Origin of the sequence: Vibrio porteresiae DSM 19223, from assembly GCF_024347055.1 — a bacterium.
GTDB lineage: Bacteria > Pseudomonadota > Gammaproteobacteria > Enterobacterales > Vibrionaceae > Vibrio > Vibrio porteresiae.
The window spans coordinates 976,544-994,861 of the sequence record NZ_AP024896.1; the positions used below are offsets into that span (position 1 = coordinate 976,544).

At 44.7% G+C, this 18,318-nt stretch carries 14 protein-coding genes; 4 read left to right on the forward strand and 10 right to left on the reverse strand.

Going from position 1 to position 18,318, the window contains the following annotated elements; genetic code table 11:
* Window positions 1-100: 100 nt before the first annotated feature.
* From OCV11_RS21090 to OCV11_RS21100, 3 genes are all read right to left on the reverse strand, one after another.
* Entirely contained in the window at window positions 101-292 is a 192-nt protein-coding gene (locus tag OCV11_RS21090; RefSeq protein WP_261896382.1) for a hypothetical protein, read from the reverse strand.
* Between the two features lie 320 nt (window positions 293-612).
* Window positions 613-1,557, reverse strand: coding sequence for a TerC/Alx family metal homeostasis membrane protein (locus tag OCV11_RS21095; RefSeq protein WP_261896383.1), 945 nt, complete (start codon window positions 1,555-1,557; stop codon window positions 613-615).
* 580 nt (window positions 1,558-2,137) lie between these two features.
* Window positions 2,138-3,874, reverse strand: coding sequence for a bifunctional metallophosphatase/5'-nucleotidase (locus OCV11_RS21100; RefSeq protein ID WP_261896385.1), 1,737 nt, complete (start codon window positions 3,872-3,874; stop codon window positions 2,138-2,140).
* A gap of 234 nt (window positions 3,875-4,108) precedes the next feature.
* Between OCV11_RS21100 and OCV11_RS21105 the strand changes: the two genes are divergently transcribed.
* On the forward strand, window positions 4,109-5,740 hold the full coding sequence (locus OCV11_RS21105; protein ID WP_261896386.1) for an ATP-dependent endonuclease: 1,632 nt from the start codon (window positions 4,109-4,111) through the stop codon (window positions 5,738-5,740).
* A 90-nt stretch (window positions 5,741-5,830) separates the two neighbouring features.
* On the opposite strand, the gene OCV11_RS21110 is transcribed toward OCV11_RS21105, so the two are convergent.
* A complete protein-coding gene (locus OCV11_RS21110) occupies window positions 5,831-6,400 on the reverse strand; it encodes a YceI family protein (RefSeq protein WP_261896388.1) in 570 nt (189 codons plus the stop codon).
* Window positions 6,397-6,936 carry a cytochrome b gene (locus tag OCV11_RS21115; protein WP_261896389.1) on the reverse strand — a complete coding sequence of 180 codons (540 nt, stop codon included), beginning with the start codon at window positions 6,934-6,936 and terminating at the stop codon, window positions 6,397-6,399. Before OCV11_RS21115 ends, OCV11_RS21110 begins: the two co-directional genes overlap by 4 nt.
* A 462-nt stretch (window positions 6,937-7,398) precedes the next feature.
* Between OCV11_RS21115 and OCV11_RS21120 the strand changes: the two genes are divergently transcribed.
* The 3 genes from OCV11_RS21120 (at window position 7,399) to OCV11_RS21130 (ending at window position 9,839) form a co-directional block, all read left to right on the forward strand.
* Window positions 7,399-8,034, forward strand: coding sequence for a hypothetical protein (locus OCV11_RS21120; RefSeq protein ID WP_261896391.1), 636 nt, complete (start codon window positions 7,399-7,401; stop codon window positions 8,032-8,034).
* Window positions 8,035-8,115: 81 nt separating this feature from the next.
* Window positions 8,116-8,904 carry a lipase family protein gene (locus OCV11_RS21125; protein WP_261896392.1) on the forward strand — a complete coding sequence of 263 codons (789 nt, stop codon included), beginning with the start codon at window positions 8,116-8,118 and terminating at the stop codon, window positions 8,902-8,904.
* A 131-nt stretch (window positions 8,905-9,035) separates the two neighbouring features.
* Window positions 9,036-9,839 carry an EAL domain-containing protein gene (locus OCV11_RS21130; protein WP_261896393.1) on the forward strand — a complete coding sequence of 268 codons (804 nt, stop codon included), beginning with the start codon at window positions 9,036-9,038 and terminating at the stop codon, window positions 9,837-9,839.
* A 108-nt stretch (window positions 9,840-9,947) separates the two neighbouring features.
* On the opposite strand, the gene OCV11_RS21135 is transcribed toward OCV11_RS21130, so the two are convergent.
* The 5 genes from OCV11_RS21135 to OCV11_RS21155 all read right to left on the reverse strand — a co-directional run bounded on the left by OCV11_RS21135 (window position 9,948) and on the right by OCV11_RS21155 (window position 18,282).
* Entirely contained in the window at window positions 9,948-12,254 is a 2,307-nt protein-coding gene (locus OCV11_RS21135) for an FdhF/YdeP family oxidoreductase (RefSeq protein WP_261896394.1), read from the reverse strand.
* A gap of 744 nt (window positions 12,255-12,998) precedes the next feature.
* Window positions 12,999-14,147: a CRISPR-associated ring nuclease Csm6 gene (gene csm6, locus OCV11_RS21140; protein WP_261896395.1), complete on the reverse strand. Its 1,149-nt coding sequence runs from the start codon at window positions 14,145-14,147 to the stop codon at window positions 12,999-13,001.
* 110 nt (window positions 14,148-14,257) lie between these two features.
* Window positions 14,258-15,160 (reverse strand): hypothetical protein, encoded by a 903-nt coding sequence (locus OCV11_RS21145; RefSeq protein WP_261896397.1) that lies wholly within the window; start codon window positions 15,158-15,160, stop codon window positions 14,258-14,260.
* On the reverse strand, window positions 15,160-16,734 hold the full coding sequence (locus OCV11_RS21150) for a DUF3696 domain-containing protein (RefSeq protein WP_261896398.1): 1,575 nt from the start codon (window positions 16,732-16,734) through the stop codon (window positions 15,160-15,162). The genes OCV11_RS21145 and OCV11_RS21150 overlap by 1 nt, the downstream gene beginning before the upstream one ends.
* Before the next feature lie 309 nt (window positions 16,735-17,043).
* Window positions 17,044-18,282, reverse strand: a complete 1,239-nt coding sequence (locus OCV11_RS21155; RefSeq protein WP_261896399.1) for an MFS transporter — start codon at window positions 18,280-18,282, stop codon at window positions 17,044-17,046.
* Window positions 18,283-18,318: the final 36 nt, after the last annotated feature.

The window sequence follows — 18,318 nt, forward strand, 5'->3', positions numbered from 1 at the left end:
TGCCAGTGCTGAGGGGCCTGTTTTTCGACTAATCAGAGAAAAACGACAATAAAAAAACCGCTGACTTTCGTCAGCGGTTTTTTATGAGTCTTTATTTTGCTTAACGTGATATTCCGATATCACGTTGCAGGTGTGCAGACAATTGGGCACTATCGTAGCGCTGTACATGACCATGATCGACAAACAAAATATCCACCAGGTGCGAAATCAATCCTTTGAAATTAACCGCATAGGTTTTTTTATCCGATGCTGTATGCGCTAAAACAGTGCTGATTTGCATTACTTGTGACATAAGCGCCTCTCTGTTTTTTTAACGGTTAATCAATTTACGCGCTAAATGTAGGCGATCTTAGCTCTGGAAGGAAATGACATATTTTGCCATTTCACATTACTTTTTCTAATGCCAAACCGTATTAACAAGTCAAAGAATAATTATGCACTCAGACTCTAACTCCCCAGTTAAAGCATGCTGTTTTGTTGCATAAGCACCAAATCAATCCTCTATTCCAAATCGATAACGACTCACAAGCCAAGAAAAATACCTCTTCCTTATTAGATCAAGTGACTCAACGCCTTAGTGATTTCCTCTCAACCGATTAAATACACACAGGGCTACAGGTTGGTCACACGGTTTCGGCTTGCCTTAAACACAGAAGCTACAATAGCAAGGGTCATGGTCAATAGAATCACGCCTAGCGATGCAGCAGTCGAGATCTCCCACGCGGTCCCACCCAGCACCATTTTGATACCAATAAACACCAAAATAATAGAGAGCGCAGGTTTCAAATAGGTAAATTTTGTTAACAATCCTTGTAGAACAAAAAACAGTGACCTTAATCCTAGTAATGCGAACAAATTCGCTGAGAGGATAAGATCAGGATGTTGTGTCACCGCAAATATGGCTGGAATCGAGTCAAGAGCAAACATCACATCCATAAACGCAATCACCGCAACCACCACAGCTACCGGTGTCGCTAACCAACTACCACCACGACGTAAGAAGAGATGGTCACCATGGTAGCGTTTCGTGACACTAAAATAGCGTCGTAACCAGCGTTCTGGTGCGGGACTGATGTCGTCCTCTTCCTCTTTGGCAAATACTAAAGAGAGGCCAGAGTAGATGAGCAAAGCAGCAAAGAGATACATAATCCAATGCATACGATGAATCATGTCGGTACCGATAAATATAAGCACTGTACGTAAAACCAGTGCCCCGATAATTCCGTACAAAAGCACTCTCGGCCTTATCTTTGACGGCACGGAATATTGCTGAAAAATAATGGCAAATACGAAGAGGTTATCGACACTTAAGGATTTTTCGAGAAGATACGCGGTAATAAAAGCGAGAGAAGCTTGTTTGCCTGAAAGTTCTGCATCACCAGAGATCCACGGCCAAATATGAACCAAACCGACAGCAAACGCGAGTGCTAGCAAGACCCAAAAGAGGCTCCATAAAATAGCATTACGTAAAGAAAGCGTCGTTTTTGAAAGAAATAAATCAATGCAGAATAGCGCTAGCGCCACCAGCCCAAGCAGAAGATATCCAGTGACTGTCATGATCACCCCCACATATACAAGGTGGAAGGTGAGATAGAGTTTGACCTTCCACAGAAACACCGTAACGGAGATAGGCCGAAATGCTCTACCTCTATTTGCTCTGTGTTGGTCTTGTCGAAGTCTCAGTAAGAAACTTATATTTGCCGGATAAGCATTGGCTTAACGTGATGACGACAAATAAACATTGGCGACTACTCCCCAAACGCGGATCATTGTATACCCAAACAAATTAAGGTTACAACCAACCTACCACGCGTTTATAGCTGAAAATTTGCGTAGGGAGCACTCGCTCATTTCACAATTTTACTGTCGCTACAATAATGAAAAAGGAGCCGAAGCTCCTTTTATCTGATGGCACTACCCACAATATAACTATCACAGCAGGCAGTGCTTTTTCTTGGGAAGGACAATTCACCATTAGCTACTGGTGAAAGGAACGACATAGGCGATAGCGACCCAAACACTTACCCAAGCCACCACCATAATGGTATCAAGCCAATCTTTACTCCACATCGTGATCTCCTCATTGACCTTAACATACACTGTTATCGGCAAAGGACGTGCCACTCTGAAGTAATTTTTACTCTTGATAACTAAAAAAATCGTAACTTACTGGTTTATCGATAATTTTAGGATTAGTAGTGAGAAGCTCAACAAAGGTATCCGCCATGGTTAAATTGCTCATCTTCGGCGTTTCTGTTAGCTCCGAAAAGGCATCATAACCCTCTTTACCCTTGATAGTATAGGCAGAGGATGCACCGTAATAATTTCTATAAGCATCAACAGGTTGCCATTGATTATTTTCATAAATACGCAGTTGGCGAATACGGTGTCCTTTGGGTAAATGGGCATGATATTCAAACTGTAAGTGATGCGTATAAGGAAAACTCCCCGAGCCCGTTCCATCAACACCGTTATTGGTGGCATTATTGATCGCCCCTTCAAGCAACATGGCAATCACTTGCCCTTTCACTTGATAGACTCCGACCGGAATGGCAAACGGCAGCAATTGACCGACAATATCTGCCGTAGTCAAAGGGCCTTCTTGAATCGACGTTCTTACACCACCAGCATTATGAATCGCAAACTGAACGGGATAACCGCGCTTGCGCATCGCTTCGTAAAAACCACGAGCGACCAATGGCGCCACTTGACTTGGCCCATGTTCATCTGGAATGCGCACATGACGCAGTGAATGAGGAATCTGTACCACCACCTGTTGCTGCATTTCTCGCACCTGCGGCATGTACTTTTCGCAGAGCACTGCATGAACGTCAGGATCTTTTTTACATACCACAACCAAGGGATGCTGGTTTAAATAGTCACACGCAGTGAGATAACGTTGATCTAAACCCGCTTGGTTCATGCTGGCATCAAGAAATAACCTTCGACCAAGCAGCAGTTCATTTTGACCTTGAAAACGCACTACCCGTCCAGATTGATCAAACTCGATATCACAATGACCTAATGCCAAAGCGTAGTAGCCAGCCTGAACCACATAAGTATCGTTAACCTTTTGACCATAGGTATCTTGTTTACCCAGCCCTAAGTCACTAAAGTCCCCTTGCAGTACATGACTATGTCCGCCGACAATCACGCCGATCCCATCGACCTTCTCAGCCAGTTCTAGATCTTGATCGTACCCCAGGTGACTTATCAAAATGATCTTATTGATGCCGCTAGCTTGAATGGCTTGTACGGTTTGCTTAACCACATCAACCGCGTTAATAAATGGCGTATCCCAGTCGGGGTTAGCAATATCCGCCATTTTATCAATCGAGACACCAAACAGCGCCACGCGATCTTGTCCTTCCCCTTTTACAATCCAGCGAGCACACTGAGCTGTCGAGTTATAGGCTTTAATCAACGGGTTATCCGCTAAGGTATGAGCTTTATCGGGGCTCTCATTGGAAAGATCCCAGTTGCCCGCCAGCAAAGGAAACTGAATGCGTTTGGCAAAACGAGCCACCGGTTCATTGCCCATGTCGAGTTCGTGATTACCCAACGCCATGGCATCAATCTGCAGCGCATTAAGCATATCGACGTTCACTTTGCCTTTGAACAAGGAGAAGTACAACGTTCCCTGAAAACAATCCCCCGCATGGACAAACAGAAATTCTTTTTGCATCCGCGTAGCATCGCTACGCAATTGAGCAACGCGGGTCGCAATTCGAGCAAAGCCGCCAGCACTGACAAAGGGTGATAAAGTTTCACCTTCAATTTGCAGGTGCAATTGCAAAGACGTTGGCTCGAAATAGGAGTGGGTGTCATTGATATGAGCCAGAGTGATTGACGTTGTTTTATCGGTATTATTCATATTCCCTCTTTACTGCATGCTCAAGTTCATCAGCCTACAGCCAAATTTCATGGCGGATGAAACATTGAAGTCGACACTTTATCATATATGAGGTTGATCACACTTAGGATTTTGCGTGCTTTTTTCTACTGTTGAGAGCTGCGCCATTTTTGTGAGGTAAGATTCTGCTTTTATTCGATTTTTCTTCTATGCTGAAATCATAATAGAACAAAAATGACAAGTGAGGAGCTGCCTATGCATTTAGAGAGAATTGAAATCTCGGGTTTTCGTGGTATTCGCCGCCTTTCTCTCAGCTTTGATGAATTGACGACCTTAATTGGTGAAAACACTTGGGGTAAATCGTCTCTGCTGGACGCCTTGTCGGTCATGCTGCCGCCAGATGGCAAGCTTTATCAATTTGATCGCAAAGATTTTCATATCGATTATTCGCTCTCCCAACCGCTTAGCCAAGATCTGCAAATCATTCTCTCATTTGTTAGTACAGATAAAAAAGAACCGCATGCTGGACGTCATCGCCGGATAAAGCCACTTTGGCGCAAAGATACCCAAGGGCAATTTAAAATCATTTACCGCGTTTTTGCCTCGTTAAACAACAATTCAGTGACCACGCAATACGATTTTCTCGACTTAGAAGGCAAACCGATTTTACTGCATCAAACCGAAAAACTGGCGCAAGAGCTGATGAGCTTACACCCAGTGATTCGCCTACGTGACTCACGCCGCTTTCCACGCACTGAAGAGAATGGTAATCATAAAAATGCCCGCATGGAAAAACGTATCGACAATACGTGCCGCCGTTTAATGGCGATTCCAGGTCACGTTAACAAAGGCGAGATGCGCTCAAGTCTTAATGCAATGAACACCTTGATTGAGCACTATTTTTCCTATAAAAACCAGCCCCGTAAGCCCGCCAATCGTCAAGAAAATAACCTGCTCTATAGCGTGCCGCATCATGGCAAAACGTTGAGCGAAATTGTCAGTGAAACCAAAAATCGTCAGACTCGCCTACTCTTTTTACGTTTGTTAAATACCTATTTACAAGCAAAGGGACCTAATGAGTTACGTCGCTGTGCTCGCCCGATATTGATCATTGAAGATCCGGAAGGTCGGTTACATCCAACTCACCTAGCAAGAGCATGGAGCCTGCTCTCTATGTTACCAATGCAGAAGATCTTAACGACTAATAGCTCTGACATGCTCTCTTCCGTACCACTCTCTTCTTTGCGCCGTTTAATTCGGCGACAAGAAAAAACCGTCGCTTTAAGTATGCCAACCAAAGGCTTATCCAATGATGAGATGCGACGCATTGGGTTTCATCTGCGTTTTCATCGCTCGGGAGCACTCTTCTCTCGCTGTTGGCTATTAGTGGAAGGAGAAACAGAAGTTTGGCTGTTTAGCGAAATGGCACGCCAATGTGGTTATAACCTCGCAGCTGAGGGCATTAACATCATCGAATTTGCCCAGTCGGGATTGCGCTCAATGATCAAAGTAGCCAAAGCATTTGGTATCGATTGGCATGTGGTGACCGATGGTGATGCTGCTGGGAAAAAATACGCCGCGACGGTGCGCAGTATGCTTGGTCATGATATGCAGTCTCACAGGTTAACCGAGCTGCCTGAGCAGGATATTGAACATTTTCTCTATATCAATGGCTTTGAAACGTTTTTCCGCGGTTTAGTCAAACTGCCCGCCGATCACCCTATTCCACCGAAGAAAGTGGTAACTAAGGTCTTGAAGAAAATTGCCAAACCGGACTTAGCTCTTGCCATCGTAAACTATGCAGAGTCGTGTGGTGAACAGCAGATCCCTAAGCTTATCCGCGCCACTCTGTCGCGCGTAGTTCACATGGCCAATGCCAATACCTAAAAGACATGATAAGGGTAAGCCGCTAATAAAAATGCCACGCATCGAAAGACGAGCGGCACTCATTAGGTTTACCTCATAGAGAGATGTAAATTACTTTTTAATCCCTTCAACGTAGAGACTCATCTCTGCGTAGCTGGTTGGTCCCATTACAGGGATACCAAAATCGGCTAACTCAAGACGGGTTGTTCCGGTAAAACCGGCACGCTCACCACCCCAAGGATCTTTGCCACCACCGATGAATTGAGCATCAATAGTAATCGGCTTAGTTTGTCCATGCAGATCTAAGTTGCCATCAATCGCCAATTTGCCATTGCCCAAATCCGTCACCTTGGTACTGGTGAATGTGGCGGTAGAAAATTTTGACGCATTAATAAAATCTTTACTACGAATGTGCTTATCACGTTCAGCGTGATTTGAGTCCACACTGGTGGTATCAACATTAACCGTCACTTTTGACGCAGCAATGTTCGCAGGGTCGTAAGAAAACTCACCATTGAAGGTATTAAAACGTCCCACGGTATAGCTATAGCCTAGATGGCTAACTTTGAAATTGATTGAAGCGTGTGCTCCTTGAGTATCAATCGCATAGTCAGCAGCATTGGCGGTGAAAGGTAGAGATAAGGCCAAAGCTAGCCCCATGGTCAGTGCTTTTTGTTTCATTTGATGACTCCTGTCATTTTACGAAGCGTGTTGTCTTTATCGATGAAATGATGTTTAAGCGCAGCTAAAACGTGAACGGCAGCGAGGATGATGAGAATCCAAGCAGCATAGAAGTGAAAATCGCCAGCGATATCGGCTTGATGAGCAAACAGTTCCCCTGCACTTGGCAAAGTAAACCAATTAAACACCTCAATACCTCGTCCATCTTCTGTCGAGATCAGATAACCGCTAATAAATAGCCCAGCAAGAAGCACATACATCACCAAATGCACTGCTTTTGCAGCCATACGAACCAGGGTTCCCCCTTCAACATCTGGTGATGCGGTCACTAGTTTCCAGACAAACCGGAACAGCGTCAGACCGGCTAAGAGCAAGCCGACCGATTTATGCCAATGCGGCGCGGTTTGATACCACTGGCTGTAATAAGATAAATCCACCATCCACAAACCAACACTGAACATGCCGATCACCACTAAAGCCGAAACCCAGTGGATAGAACGAGCCACCAAATTGTAATGAGTCACCGGATAAGCCATTCATTTACCTCATTATTAGACCAGATAATTATCAAACTATTTGCTTATTGATAAAGCGAATATAACAAAGTATTTACGAAGCCTATCTTGGGCTACAGCCAGACAAATTGAATAAGATCCTCAATATTTTCGAACAAGGTAAAAAGTCGACGCGCAACGTGCGGTAGCAAATAGCTCTCAACCGCTTGTTGGCAAAGGAGTTAACGTGATTTACCACCAGTTATTGTGGCGTAAGATTTGCGGCTTTTGCTCACCACGTTTATAGTGGTTACAGAGCGTTTTCTTTGTAACAAAATCTATCGGTTACCTTTTTCCAGTCCATTTATCAACCGACCTACAGACCCGCTACCTAGCCAAAACACTCATAGGCGAATTTTTATCTCAAATAGGCGATGTTACTATGCGTTGGTCTGTATCCATTCAGCGTTAGAATATGGCTTATTGTGACAGGAGAACAATGCGTTGTTACTGGACGTCCTCACTCAAAGCGTTAATGAGTTCCAAACCGATTGTCTGAAGTTATGTGAAAAACATTATCCAGCCATACATAACCAAGGCATGAGTGAGCATCACCTAGGCTTGGCGTTTTCTCGTCGTTTAGCTCGCACATTAACGGAATTCGGTCATCCCTGTGAGTTTACCCCGATTGAATCGGTTCTCTATTTAGATCAACCGCACCACTATCGGGTCAGTTGTGATGTCGGCACCGTATGGATTTTGACTCATCATATGGTCAGTGCTGGGAAAACCTGCCGTGAGAAATTGATGCGAGAAATCGCACAATGGAAAGAAGAGTATGGTTTTGCCATCCAACCCAATGACCTATTGTTGTTACTCACCGACCATTGGATAAGCCGTAGCCAAAAGAGTCGTGAACTGCTTCATTGGTGGACAGGGCAACTTCCTGATGAAATTGATGAATATCGAATTCAAGGGATCAATCTTTACGAGAGCGAATCACAAATGACCAAAACATTGGAGTCGTTATTTCATATCAGCCCCTGCTATCTCAAATATGGTCACCCGCTTAAACGCTCGAAAAACCAACAGCAAGTGAAGAAGTACATTCAACTCTATGCTGTGCTTCAATGGAGCTAGACAGTCCAAAACGACGACTGTCATAGAATTAACATCAAAGCGTGGCATGTTGAGCAGAACTGTTTCTATTTCGATGCCACTTTGAAACCACTCAAACGTTATCAATATGAGCGCTATGCAGTGCTTTGTCAGCTCGCCTATCCACGTATCTTTCGTCATACCCAATATGGCTTTGATCCTAAAGGTCAACGCATTATTTATAATCAGCATGGGCAAATCGTCATTCGCGTTTTGTGGAGCCAAGCCGATGATGAAGTAATCGTAGTGATCAAAGGGTCGCATTCCGTGCGAGATTGGTTAGCCACCTTAGCAATGCATCAACGCAGTGCCCGCGAGATCGGGTTACCCTATCGCATTCACGCGGGATTTTTACATTTGCTCTTACAAGAGAGCCGTCCGAGTTACAACAGTGATACATTAGGGTTATCGGTGATTGAGCGGTTAGATGCTTATTTGGCACCGCTTATCGCACAAGGAAAGCGAATCAGTATCACCGGTCACTCATCGGGTGGCGCCATGGGATGTGTGATTGCCGATAGGATTGAGCGACAACATCCACACACCATCAAACGCGTCGTCACGTTTGGTCAGCCTGCGATTGGCGGATGGAGCTTACATCGCCACTACCGTTTACAACAAAAAACCTATCGTATCTGCTGCGATCTCGACATTGTTACCTTCTTACCCCCCTTGCCATTTTACTATTGGCATGTCGGCAAGCTTCTCTGGCTACACAATCAACGTGTCTATGAGAATACCCCAACCCTGATTCGCTTAGGGCGAACTTTGCTTTCATGGGCCATTCGCCCTTTTTCATACCATTTGATGAGCCGCTACATTCGCAACAAAGACTTTTTTGATCAACATTAGGTCATGGTTATGTAAAGGTTGGCTAATTTTGAGTCAGCACTCTAGATATGCTCTATACTAAATTAGTTACATAAACAAATTGGTACACGAACGAATGTTAATATATTGATTAACATAGAAAAGGAAAGGATATGGAACTCAGAGAACAGCCATCGTTTCTGCAGTATCTGAGCGTAGATAAACAGGGTCAATATACTGCTGAATACAATGGTCTGACATTGCAAAGTGTTTATCAGCCTATTTTTACTCGCGACTATGACATCGTCGCAGTCGAAGCATTAGTCCGCATTACTACACCAGATAATTTCAACATTCGACCTGATTTGTTCTTTACCTCACCACAATACAGTGATGGAGATAAGATTAACGTCGAGCGGCTGTGCCGCGCGATTCATATTCGCAATTTTGCCAATTCAAATTACTCCTCCTTATCTCTGTTCCTCAATATGTTGCCACTTATCGGTGAAGAGTTTATCGACAACGATTTCCAATACGCTAATTTCTTTTCCAAGTTGGAAGACCTAGAGATCAAGCATTCACAAATTGTCATGGAGTTGCTCGAAACCCCAGTTGATGACGAAGCGAGATTGTGTGCTATCACCCAAAAGTATCTGCGTAACGGAATGAGAGTCGCCATTGATGATTTCGGTACTGGCGCCTCAACAAAACATCGTGTGGATATCGTGCAGCCGAGCATTATCAAATTGGATCGCGGTTTACTCGAACGGTATATGAATGGTTTTCGCGACCCTCTCATCTATGCTCTAGATGTCGCAAAACAAGTCAACGCGCAAACGGTGATTGAGGGCATTGAAACCGCTGAACAGTGGGTATGTATGAAAGAGCTGCCGATCGATTTCTATCAGGGTTTCTATTTGGCGCGTCCACAACCCTGTACGTTGGGCGATAAACTCTATCAGTTGATAGTGAACTGATACCTACAAACGATACATAGAAACGATAGTTTTCATTAGCTAATTAACCTCATAAAAAAACTCGCCTAAGGGCGAGTTTTTCACTTTAATTCAGCAAGTAAGCAATCATTATGCGCGTGCTAGTAACGGCTCTGCTTGTGAGCGAGTTACCGTGACAGCAATGGATTTAGAAGTTGGTGTATCACTCTTATCCCCTTTACTGCTTAATGGAATCAACGCATTCGCTTCAGGGAAGTAAGCGGCAATATTGCCTTTGGCAATTTTGAACGCAACCACTTTGAAACCGAAAATTTTACGCTCGATACCATCATGCCAAACGGTCTCAATATCCACTAAATCGCCAGCTTGCAAACCCTGCTCTGCAATATCTTGTGGGTTTAAGAACACCACGTTACGTTCACCAAATACACCGCGATAACGGTCATCATAACCGTAGATGGTGGTGTTGTATTGGTCGTGAGAACGCATGGTTTGTAGCACAAACATATTGCTCGATTGTTCTTCTGCTTTCACGTGAGGCACAACGGACAAAGGTAACGCATTGCTTGCCATTTGTGCTTTGCCTTGCGGTGTTTGCCAATTTAGATCACGAGCAGAGTTACCAAGGTAGAAACCACCAGGGACATCCAAACGTTCATTAAATTGGTTAAAGCCAGGGATCACTTTTTCAATCAAAAGGCGAATATTATCGTAGTTATCCACTAACGATTGCCAATCAACTGGGTTGTTCTCACCCAAGGTTCTTTGCGCAATACCCGCCAAGATAGCCACTTCAGAACGCATATGTTCGGTGGCAGCACTAAGACGACCAGATGATGCATGCACCATAGAGAAAGAGTCTTCTACCGTCACTTTTTGTGGGCCGGTTGCTTGCATATCAACATCAGTACGACCTAGACATGGCAGAATCAACGCATCGTGACCAGGGTTAACATGGCTGCGGTTCAACTTGGTTGAGATGTTCACAGTCAAATTACACTGTCTCATAGCTTGGGCAACGCGATCAGTATCAGGTGCAGCAGACACCAAGTTACCACCAAGACCAATAAAGACTTTGCTTTCACCACGCAGCATGGCTTCTATTGCATTCACTACGTTATGACCATGCGCTTTTGGTGGCTCAAATCCAAACGCTTTTTCAAAACTCGCCAAAAAAGCCGCATTGGGTTTTTCATTGATACCGACCGTACGGTCGCCCTGCACGTTTGAGTGACCACGCACCGGACACAAACCTGCGCCCTCTTTACCAATTTGACCAAACAGCAATTGCAAGTTGATCAGCTCTTCAATGGTTGCCACTGAGTGTTTATGTTGGGTCACACCCATCGCCCAAGTGACAATAACCCGTTTAGCATTCTGATAAACGTCTGCAGCCGTGGTGATCTCTTCAAGGGTTAACCCCGACTGTTCCAAGATCTGTTCCCAACTGGTTGCTTTCACTTGCTCTAAGTACGCATCCATACCTTGGGTATGAGTTTGGATAAACTCAAGATCGAACAAAGCGTCGCCACTTTGCTGCGCTTCTTCATGACGCGCTAATAGGATTTTCACGATACCACGTACCACCGCCATATCTCCGCCCAATTTTGGCATGAAGTAATGACTGGTGGTTGGCGTCGAACCGTAGCTGATCATTTCAATTGGGTTTTGCGGGTTGGCAAAACGCTCAAGACCACGTTCTCTTAGGTTGTTAAACGCAAGCACTTTCGCACCACGACGATAAGCACTAGAGAGTGTTTCAAGCATACGAGGGTGGTTAGTCCCTGGGTTTTGACCAAAGAGGAAGATCGCATCTGCGATTTCAAAATCTTCCATGGTCACTGTGCCTTTACCGATACCAATGTTTTTGCCTAACGCCACACTGGTCGCTTCATGACACATATTAGAACAGTCAGGGAAGTTATTGGTACCAAAGCGACGAGCCAAAAGTTGGTAAACAAAAGCAGCTTCGTTACTTGCACGACCTGAAGTATAAAATTCTGCTTGGTTAGGATTGTCGAGCGCATTTAAATGTTTCGCCACCAAATCTAACGCATCATCCCAACTGATCGGTTCGTAATGGTCAGTTGCCGCGTTATAACGCATTGGTTCAGCCAAACGACCTTGATATTCAAGGAAATAATCCGTCTGTTTGTTGAGCCAGTCAACCGAGTATTCTTCAAAGAATTTGCGATCCACACGACGAGTTGTTGCTTCCCAGTTAACTGCTTTTGCGCCGTTTTCACAGAAACGAAAACGTCCTGGGACACCTTTTTCACCCCACGCACATCCAGGACAGTCAAAACCATAGTCTTGGTTGGTTTTCATCAAGTTCATGATGTTTTTAGCGACGTTATCACTTTTTAGAAGGTGACGAGTTGTGGCTTTTAGCGCGCCCCAACCACCAGCTGGACCGTTGTACTCTTTAATACTCATATGACTTTCTCACTTAATTCTCAGCGCTTTCAACTCAAGAGTAGATGAGGTGTAGTGATCGTGGTAAATCCAAATAGTCGAATACGACTTGGGTTTGACTCACTCGATGGGAACCTAAAACCTTAACTAAACTGAATGCGCATTTATGCTAATCAGACGAAAGCAACGCCGCGGTGATCTATAGGAAGTTGAGTTTTCCTATAGTGCTGATCTGTTAATAGTTGGTGCACTGGTGCAACTGCGTCAGTGAAGATGGAAACCATCCAAAAGATACTCAGCAAGACACAAGAGTCATTTTTGTTTCAAACTCTTAGGCGGTGTGCTTTGAATGATCTGTTTTCTAAAACAATAACAACCAAAGCATCAATAGACGCTTACATCAGATACATAAGCGTAACAAATTGTGGTGTGGAAATTACTCCTCGACTTGAGCTACGTCAAGGAATTCGGTTTACATAACAAAAACGGAATCTAGGTCACATACAAGGTATTGTTGATATATTTCAATATCTTAACCAATAATAACACTATAAATATTCGTACAAGAACATTTTTGAAATCTAACATTCCACTTATAAAAAGTAAGGTTATTTGCGGTGCAATTATTATCTCGTGCTACAAACACGCCAATTTGCAGTGGCGGCTAAGGAATACGAAGAACGTTCGTAGAGGTTCCCCCACCTATTTCGAGCGTTAGATGGGGGCTAAAGAAAGGATTAACTCAACAAAATGGACTATCAGACCTTAACTTGCTGGGGCAAATTCCGAGGTGTGTAAATAGTCATAATGAATATTGATGTCAGGTTCAATGTGGTAAGTGCTGCCACCTTTTACGCCATCAGAGTGAATTTTGATCTTCTCTACTAATTCATTGGGCAGCTTTTCTGCCAACTTATTATGCAGTTGGGTGCGGACTTCTTGCATAAACTTAGCCGACAGCGGTTTTAAATCTGCAAATTCACGGCGGATGAAATCGCCCTCATCCAAAATGCCAAAGGTAGTGTAGACCCGCACATCGCCGCGCATCTGGTAAAAGTAATCAAGGTAATGTTTGGTGTGTTGTGTCTCTTTGACAAACTGAGTACTGAGTTTTACTCGACGAGCGGGTTGAAACAACATAAACAGATACAGCGCCAGTAACTTAGGTGACAATTTAATGGTGATCCCTGCCACCGCCAACGAGCGCTCTTTTAAGTTGATGGTGATATTTAAAGTATCTTGCGCCTTGTTCATTAACGCCACGGTTTTAGAAAATGAGGCATCATCAAGGTGCGACAGTAACTTGCTGTCAAAATGGTTACGCATACGCACAAAAGGAATTTCAGCCAGAGTAACTTGCGCTTCTTTCGCGTTAATTTTTCCTTGTCCTGCCCTTCCTTCGATCCAGTGATCGTCTGGAGTGGGATAGAAAAATGTAGGCACAAATTCAAAGCATTCGTTGACGAACACGTGGCTGAGCGTGTCTTGCTCACGCCCAAACAGCGACATCGCATAGCCCAAATAAAATGCCATGGTTTTACGCCCGCCCGCTATGGAGGCATGAATGGCGATTTCGGTATCGCTGGTTAACGTTGCCACCATACGGGTAATGTAGTCAGCCATGATACTCTGATCTTCTTCCCCTTTTGCATCAACGAGTTCATTCCCCTTGGCATCACTGATCACATGGATATGCGATTCATCAAACTCGATGGGTGGCAATTGATAATCGCGCACGAGATTAGCCCACTCGCCATCCACAAACAGCCCTTTGACCAGTAATGCTTTCGCATCGGCAGTGGTGATGACATGGATAACTTCAGGTAACGTTTTACCTTGGACACTTAATGCATAAACCGTTTCGGTTAATACTTGGGGACTGGCGCCAGTAATGGCAAGAAGCACAGGTTTCATGGGTTAAAACGGTTCCTAGCAAACGAAAAGTGCGTGCTCAGTTTGACCACGCTCATGTATGTCAATTTATTCAGATGACAAAAGCGCGCCCAATCGCGCGCTCTTTATGGTTATTCCAATTCGGTTAATTCGAAACGGATGTGGTGTTCTGGATGATCAGCAAGATATTGATCCACAAAGCGGCGCGTTTCATCGCTCTCCTCTTCACTGCACAAGCTGATGCTAACGCGATCTGCTTGAGTGCCACGCATCGGACTAAAGCCAAATCCATGTCCGGCTTTAATCGTGGCGCGCTCAGTGATCATGTAGCGATCGTGAAAATGACGCACGGGGACAGTTAAGATTTCGATCACGGGTAAGTAGCCAAAGCGGCTCACGAACTCTTGCTCAAAGACCACCTGTGGATCGGCAGTCTCAATCGAAGTCACAATCAATATCTTTTTGATGGTGGGTTTAACCTGTAATGAATACAGCAGTTTTTGCAACACCAAGTTATTGGCAAAGTGAAAAAATTGGTCAACAATGACAAGCTCTTCACTAAGAAACAGTAACGGGGTAATCGCACTGATAATCTGATCTGGGGTTTTATCGATCCACAATGTTGGCGATACATCCCAACGTTCGTCACCTTCTAAAATATCGTCGTAATTCATACTCTCAAGTATCCCCTTTTCGGCAATAACTGCATTAAATGAACGGTACTGATGCTGCTGTACTACCCATTCCCGCCAATCACGATAACTGTGCTCACGATCGATATCGGCTCGATCGTGCGGCAACACAATATGTGACTCTTGATTATGACGTTGTAACTTATTTAAATAGGCTTTAACGGACTTTTGCCGAATCGGCGGCATGTCGGAGTGTTTCACCGCGTTCACCGCTTCTTTTACCCATAACTTAATTGGTGCAACCAAATACCGACCTTGCTCAAAACCAAAATCGGTTTTAAGCAGACCGTAATAATGAAATTCCGCCAAACACTCAGGATCCAATGCAACCTCTTTGTACATCAGAACAGCTCCTCATCCCTTTCGTCAAAGAAGCCTTCAGGCCAATCGCAATCAAGGTCACCATCACTGGTTATCCTGGTTCGCTTGGCGATAACGCCCTGTTCAGTACCTTGTAAATACATAATCGAGATATCATCTGGCGAGACATCTTGCATATATTCCGGCAAACGCTGTTCCGTTGTTTCACGGATGCGGCGCAGTAACCGCAGCACCAAGTGCTCACTGTGAGTTTCAATCAAGTAGTGATTACGCTCGTCATTTTGCGTCAGCAGATCGCCAAGGGCGACTTGAGCGCGCGGATGAATATGCAGTTCAGGTTGCTCACAACAAATCAAACTCGATTGAGCCGATACGGAAGACATGACCAGAGGCAGCACTTGAGAAATACCTGCCCCTATGTCCGATGCCGCTACTTCCAAATCGTTCACTAAGTCCCACAGGGTGATCGCTTCTTTCTCGCTATGTTGGAACGACACCACTTTATCTAAAGCGATATCGCCTTGTTCACCTTCTATCTGTTGATAGGTATAGCGACTGAAAAGATCGGGATCATTTGCGTATTGAACTTGTTTGAATACTTTTTTAAATACAAAGGCATAGCCAAGATCGAATTGATCTTTTCCCCCAAGCCACTTGTTGACTTGCGCGATCTCATGTTGATTCGATTGATAGAGACGATCCCAACCCGCTTTACCTGAGTACCAGTCACTTTGCTGAATGAATTTGCCAGCGGTGTATGTCGAATCGGGAATTTGGCGCAGTGGTCCAATATTGATCAGACGAGACAAAAGCTGAGCTAAATTATCCAATGGCGCCACCACACAATCGCTGATGACCTCCTCGACTCGTCGTTTCAACAGCCCATCTGGGCATGAAATCAGCGAGTTAATTCGCTGCCCCAACACTGGTAAGGCGCCTTGTTGGGATTCGATCACAACGTGCTCTTGTTGTGTAAGACCTAATCGTTCATGAAGACAACTTGCCTGCTCGGCTGACACATTTAGGAGCGGATGAATCAAACAAATTTGGCTAACGATAGCTTGTGTACCCGCTTGTGCTGCTTGCAACGTCGTCAGCTCATGCCCATTCATCCAAGTACGGCACTGGGACACATAGGCCATGTGATGCTGTTGACACCATGACACTTCCACTTCAACCGCCATAGAAGTCGCTTGTTTTGCCACGCTATTGAGCAGCGGTTGACACTCCTGCCATAAAGCGTCATTTGCAATCGTTGGGTTCTGCTGCAAATAGAACAAGCTATCGACATAACAATGCAGCTCCTCTGCAGAAGTCACATCAAATTCCACTTTCAGGCGCATCTTTTTATTGAGATCTTTGCCATTCACCAAATGAGCAAAGCCACCAATGAACTTATTTCCCGAAAGAAGTAAGCGACGGGGCTCACAATCGCCAAGCGACAAGAGTTGGTGTAGATAGCAAAGTGCGGTGACCACGGTACTTTTGCCCACACTATTAGAACCAAACAGAAGAGTCACTGGTGCAAATTCAATCACTTGCGTGTCTTGAAATGCGCGAAAATTGGTTAGCGAAAGGGTTTTGATTCTCATCATTGACAATAAGCTCTAGCGATAAGGAGTTTTTTGCGACGAATGTCATATTTAGGCAAGATTTGTATCATAGTTATGACAGAAATATTGGAACAATCGTATCGATTGTGATTCAGATCACCTAATCGCATATCTGTTGCGGTTTAGACATGCAGACATTGCTCGTTAGCTAACATTCTTTGCTTGAAAAACAAGTAGATGAGAGAGATTTGGCAGGTTTTTATCACCGATTAAAGCGCGTAAAAAAGGGAAGCATTCACGCTTCCCTTAAGAGTCATCTCATTACTGCATTACGCTGATTAAAAGTAATGCTTAAGCCACTGTTTCCGCTTCGACTTCACTTGCCGATTTGGGTAGCAAAAACAGGGTCGCCAACATGGCTAATAGATAAATTGAGGCCAAAAGTGCAATAGCGGTATGAAACGATGAAGCCAATGCAATCGTACCGACCACAAATGGCCCAAAACCACCGACACCACGACCGATATTAAACAGCACATTTTGCGCCGTTGCGCGCATTTCCACGGGATAAAGATCGGAGATCAAGGCGCCGTAGCCCCCCATCATGCCATTCACAAAAAGCCCCATTACCGCACCGGCAATTAGCATGGTTTGCACGTCACTTAATTGTGCATAAAAATAGACCATCACTGCAGCTCCGGTTTGGTAGACAAGGAAAATCTTCCAACGACCAAAACGGTCAGCAAGTTGACCAAACAACCAAATACCAAAGGTCATCCCAACCACAGTAAACGCCGTCCAAGCGCCCGATTGAGTGAGACTCAATCCATGCTGCTTACTCAAATAGCTCGGCATCCAGATCATAATGCCGTAGTAACCAAAGTTTTGTACTGATGTGAGCACAATAACGCCAATGCTCGCCATGGATGTCTGCTTGTCACTAAATAAAGAAGCAAAACGTGCCCAGTAAGAGACATGTACCGTATCACTTTTTACAAAGGCATCTGGCTCACCCATATTATGGCGAATAGCAAACGCACTCAGGGCTGGAATCAAACCCACTAGGAACATGCCGCGCCAACCAATATGAGGCACTAAAAGAGGTGTTAAAAGTGCAGCGGCTAAAACACCGGCTTGCCAACCAAGACCGACATAAGAAGAGACACGGTTACGTTGCTTAGCAGACCACACTTCGGCAACAAGGCTCATGCCAATACCAAACTCACCGCCTAGACCAAATCCAGCCAAAGTGCGATAAGCCAATAAATCCCAATATCCTTGCGCTGCGGCGCACAGACCCGTAAATACGGAAAAAATCAGAATACTTAAGCTCAACATACGAATGCGCCCAAAGCGATCCGCCAATTGACCAAAGATCATGCCACCCGCCACTGCACCAAACAGTGTCCACGTAATCAGTGAGCCCGCTTGCTGTGCGTTCAACCCTAAACTTTGCACAATCAAAGGCAAGATAAAACCCAAGATCAATAAATCAAATCCATCCATTGCATAACCACTGGCACTGGCAATCAATGCCTGCCGCGGTGTTGGGGCTGCTTTGCCTTTTTTTGACCCAAACATCAATCCCATCTGATTTACTCTCCTAGTTCGTCATCATTTTTGCGC

Coding starts and splice junctions, on each gene's coding strand:
- OCV11_RS21090 (WP_261896382.1), bottom strand. CDS start 292: ATGTCACAAGTAATGCAAATCAGCACTGTTTTAGCGCATACAGCATCG.
- OCV11_RS21095 (WP_261896383.1), bottom strand. CDS start 1,557: ATGACAGTCACTGGATATCTTCTGCTTGGGCTGGTGGCGCTAGCGCTA.
- OCV11_RS21100 (WP_261896385.1), bottom strand. CDS start 3,874: ATGAATAATACCGATAAAACAACGTCAATCACTCTGGCTCATATCAAT.
- OCV11_RS21105 (WP_261896386.1), top strand. CDS start 4,109: ATGCATTTAGAGAGAATTGAAATCTCGGGTTTTCGTGGTATTCGCCGC.
- OCV11_RS21110 (WP_261896388.1), bottom strand. CDS start 6,400: ATGAAACAAAAAGCACTGACCATGGGGCTAGCTTTGGCCTTATCTCTA.
- OCV11_RS21115 (WP_261896389.1), bottom strand. CDS start 6,936: ATGGCTTATCCGGTGACTCATTACAATTTGGTGGCTCGTTCTATCCAC.
- OCV11_RS21130 (WP_261896393.1), top strand. CDS start 9,036: ATGGAACTCAGAGAACAGCCATCGTTTCTGCAGTATCTGAGCGTAGAT.
- OCV11_RS21135 (WP_261896394.1), bottom strand. CDS start 12,254: ATGAGTATTAAAGAGTACAACGGTCCAGCTGGTGGTTGGGGCGCGCTA.
- csm6 (WP_261896395.1), bottom strand. CDS start 14,147: ATGAAACCTGTGCTTCTTGCCATTACTGGCGCCAGTCCCCAAGTATTA.
- OCV11_RS21145 (WP_261896397.1), bottom strand. CDS start 15,160: ATGTACAAAGAGGTTGCATTGGATCCTGAGTGTTTGGCGGAATTTCAT.
- OCV11_RS21150 (WP_261896398.1), bottom strand. CDS start 16,734: ATGATGAGAATCAAAACCCTTTCGCTAACCAATTTTCGCGCATTTCAA.
- OCV11_RS21155 (WP_261896399.1), bottom strand. CDS start 18,282: ATGGGATTGATGTTTGGGTCAAAAAAAGGCAAAGCAGCCCCAACACCG.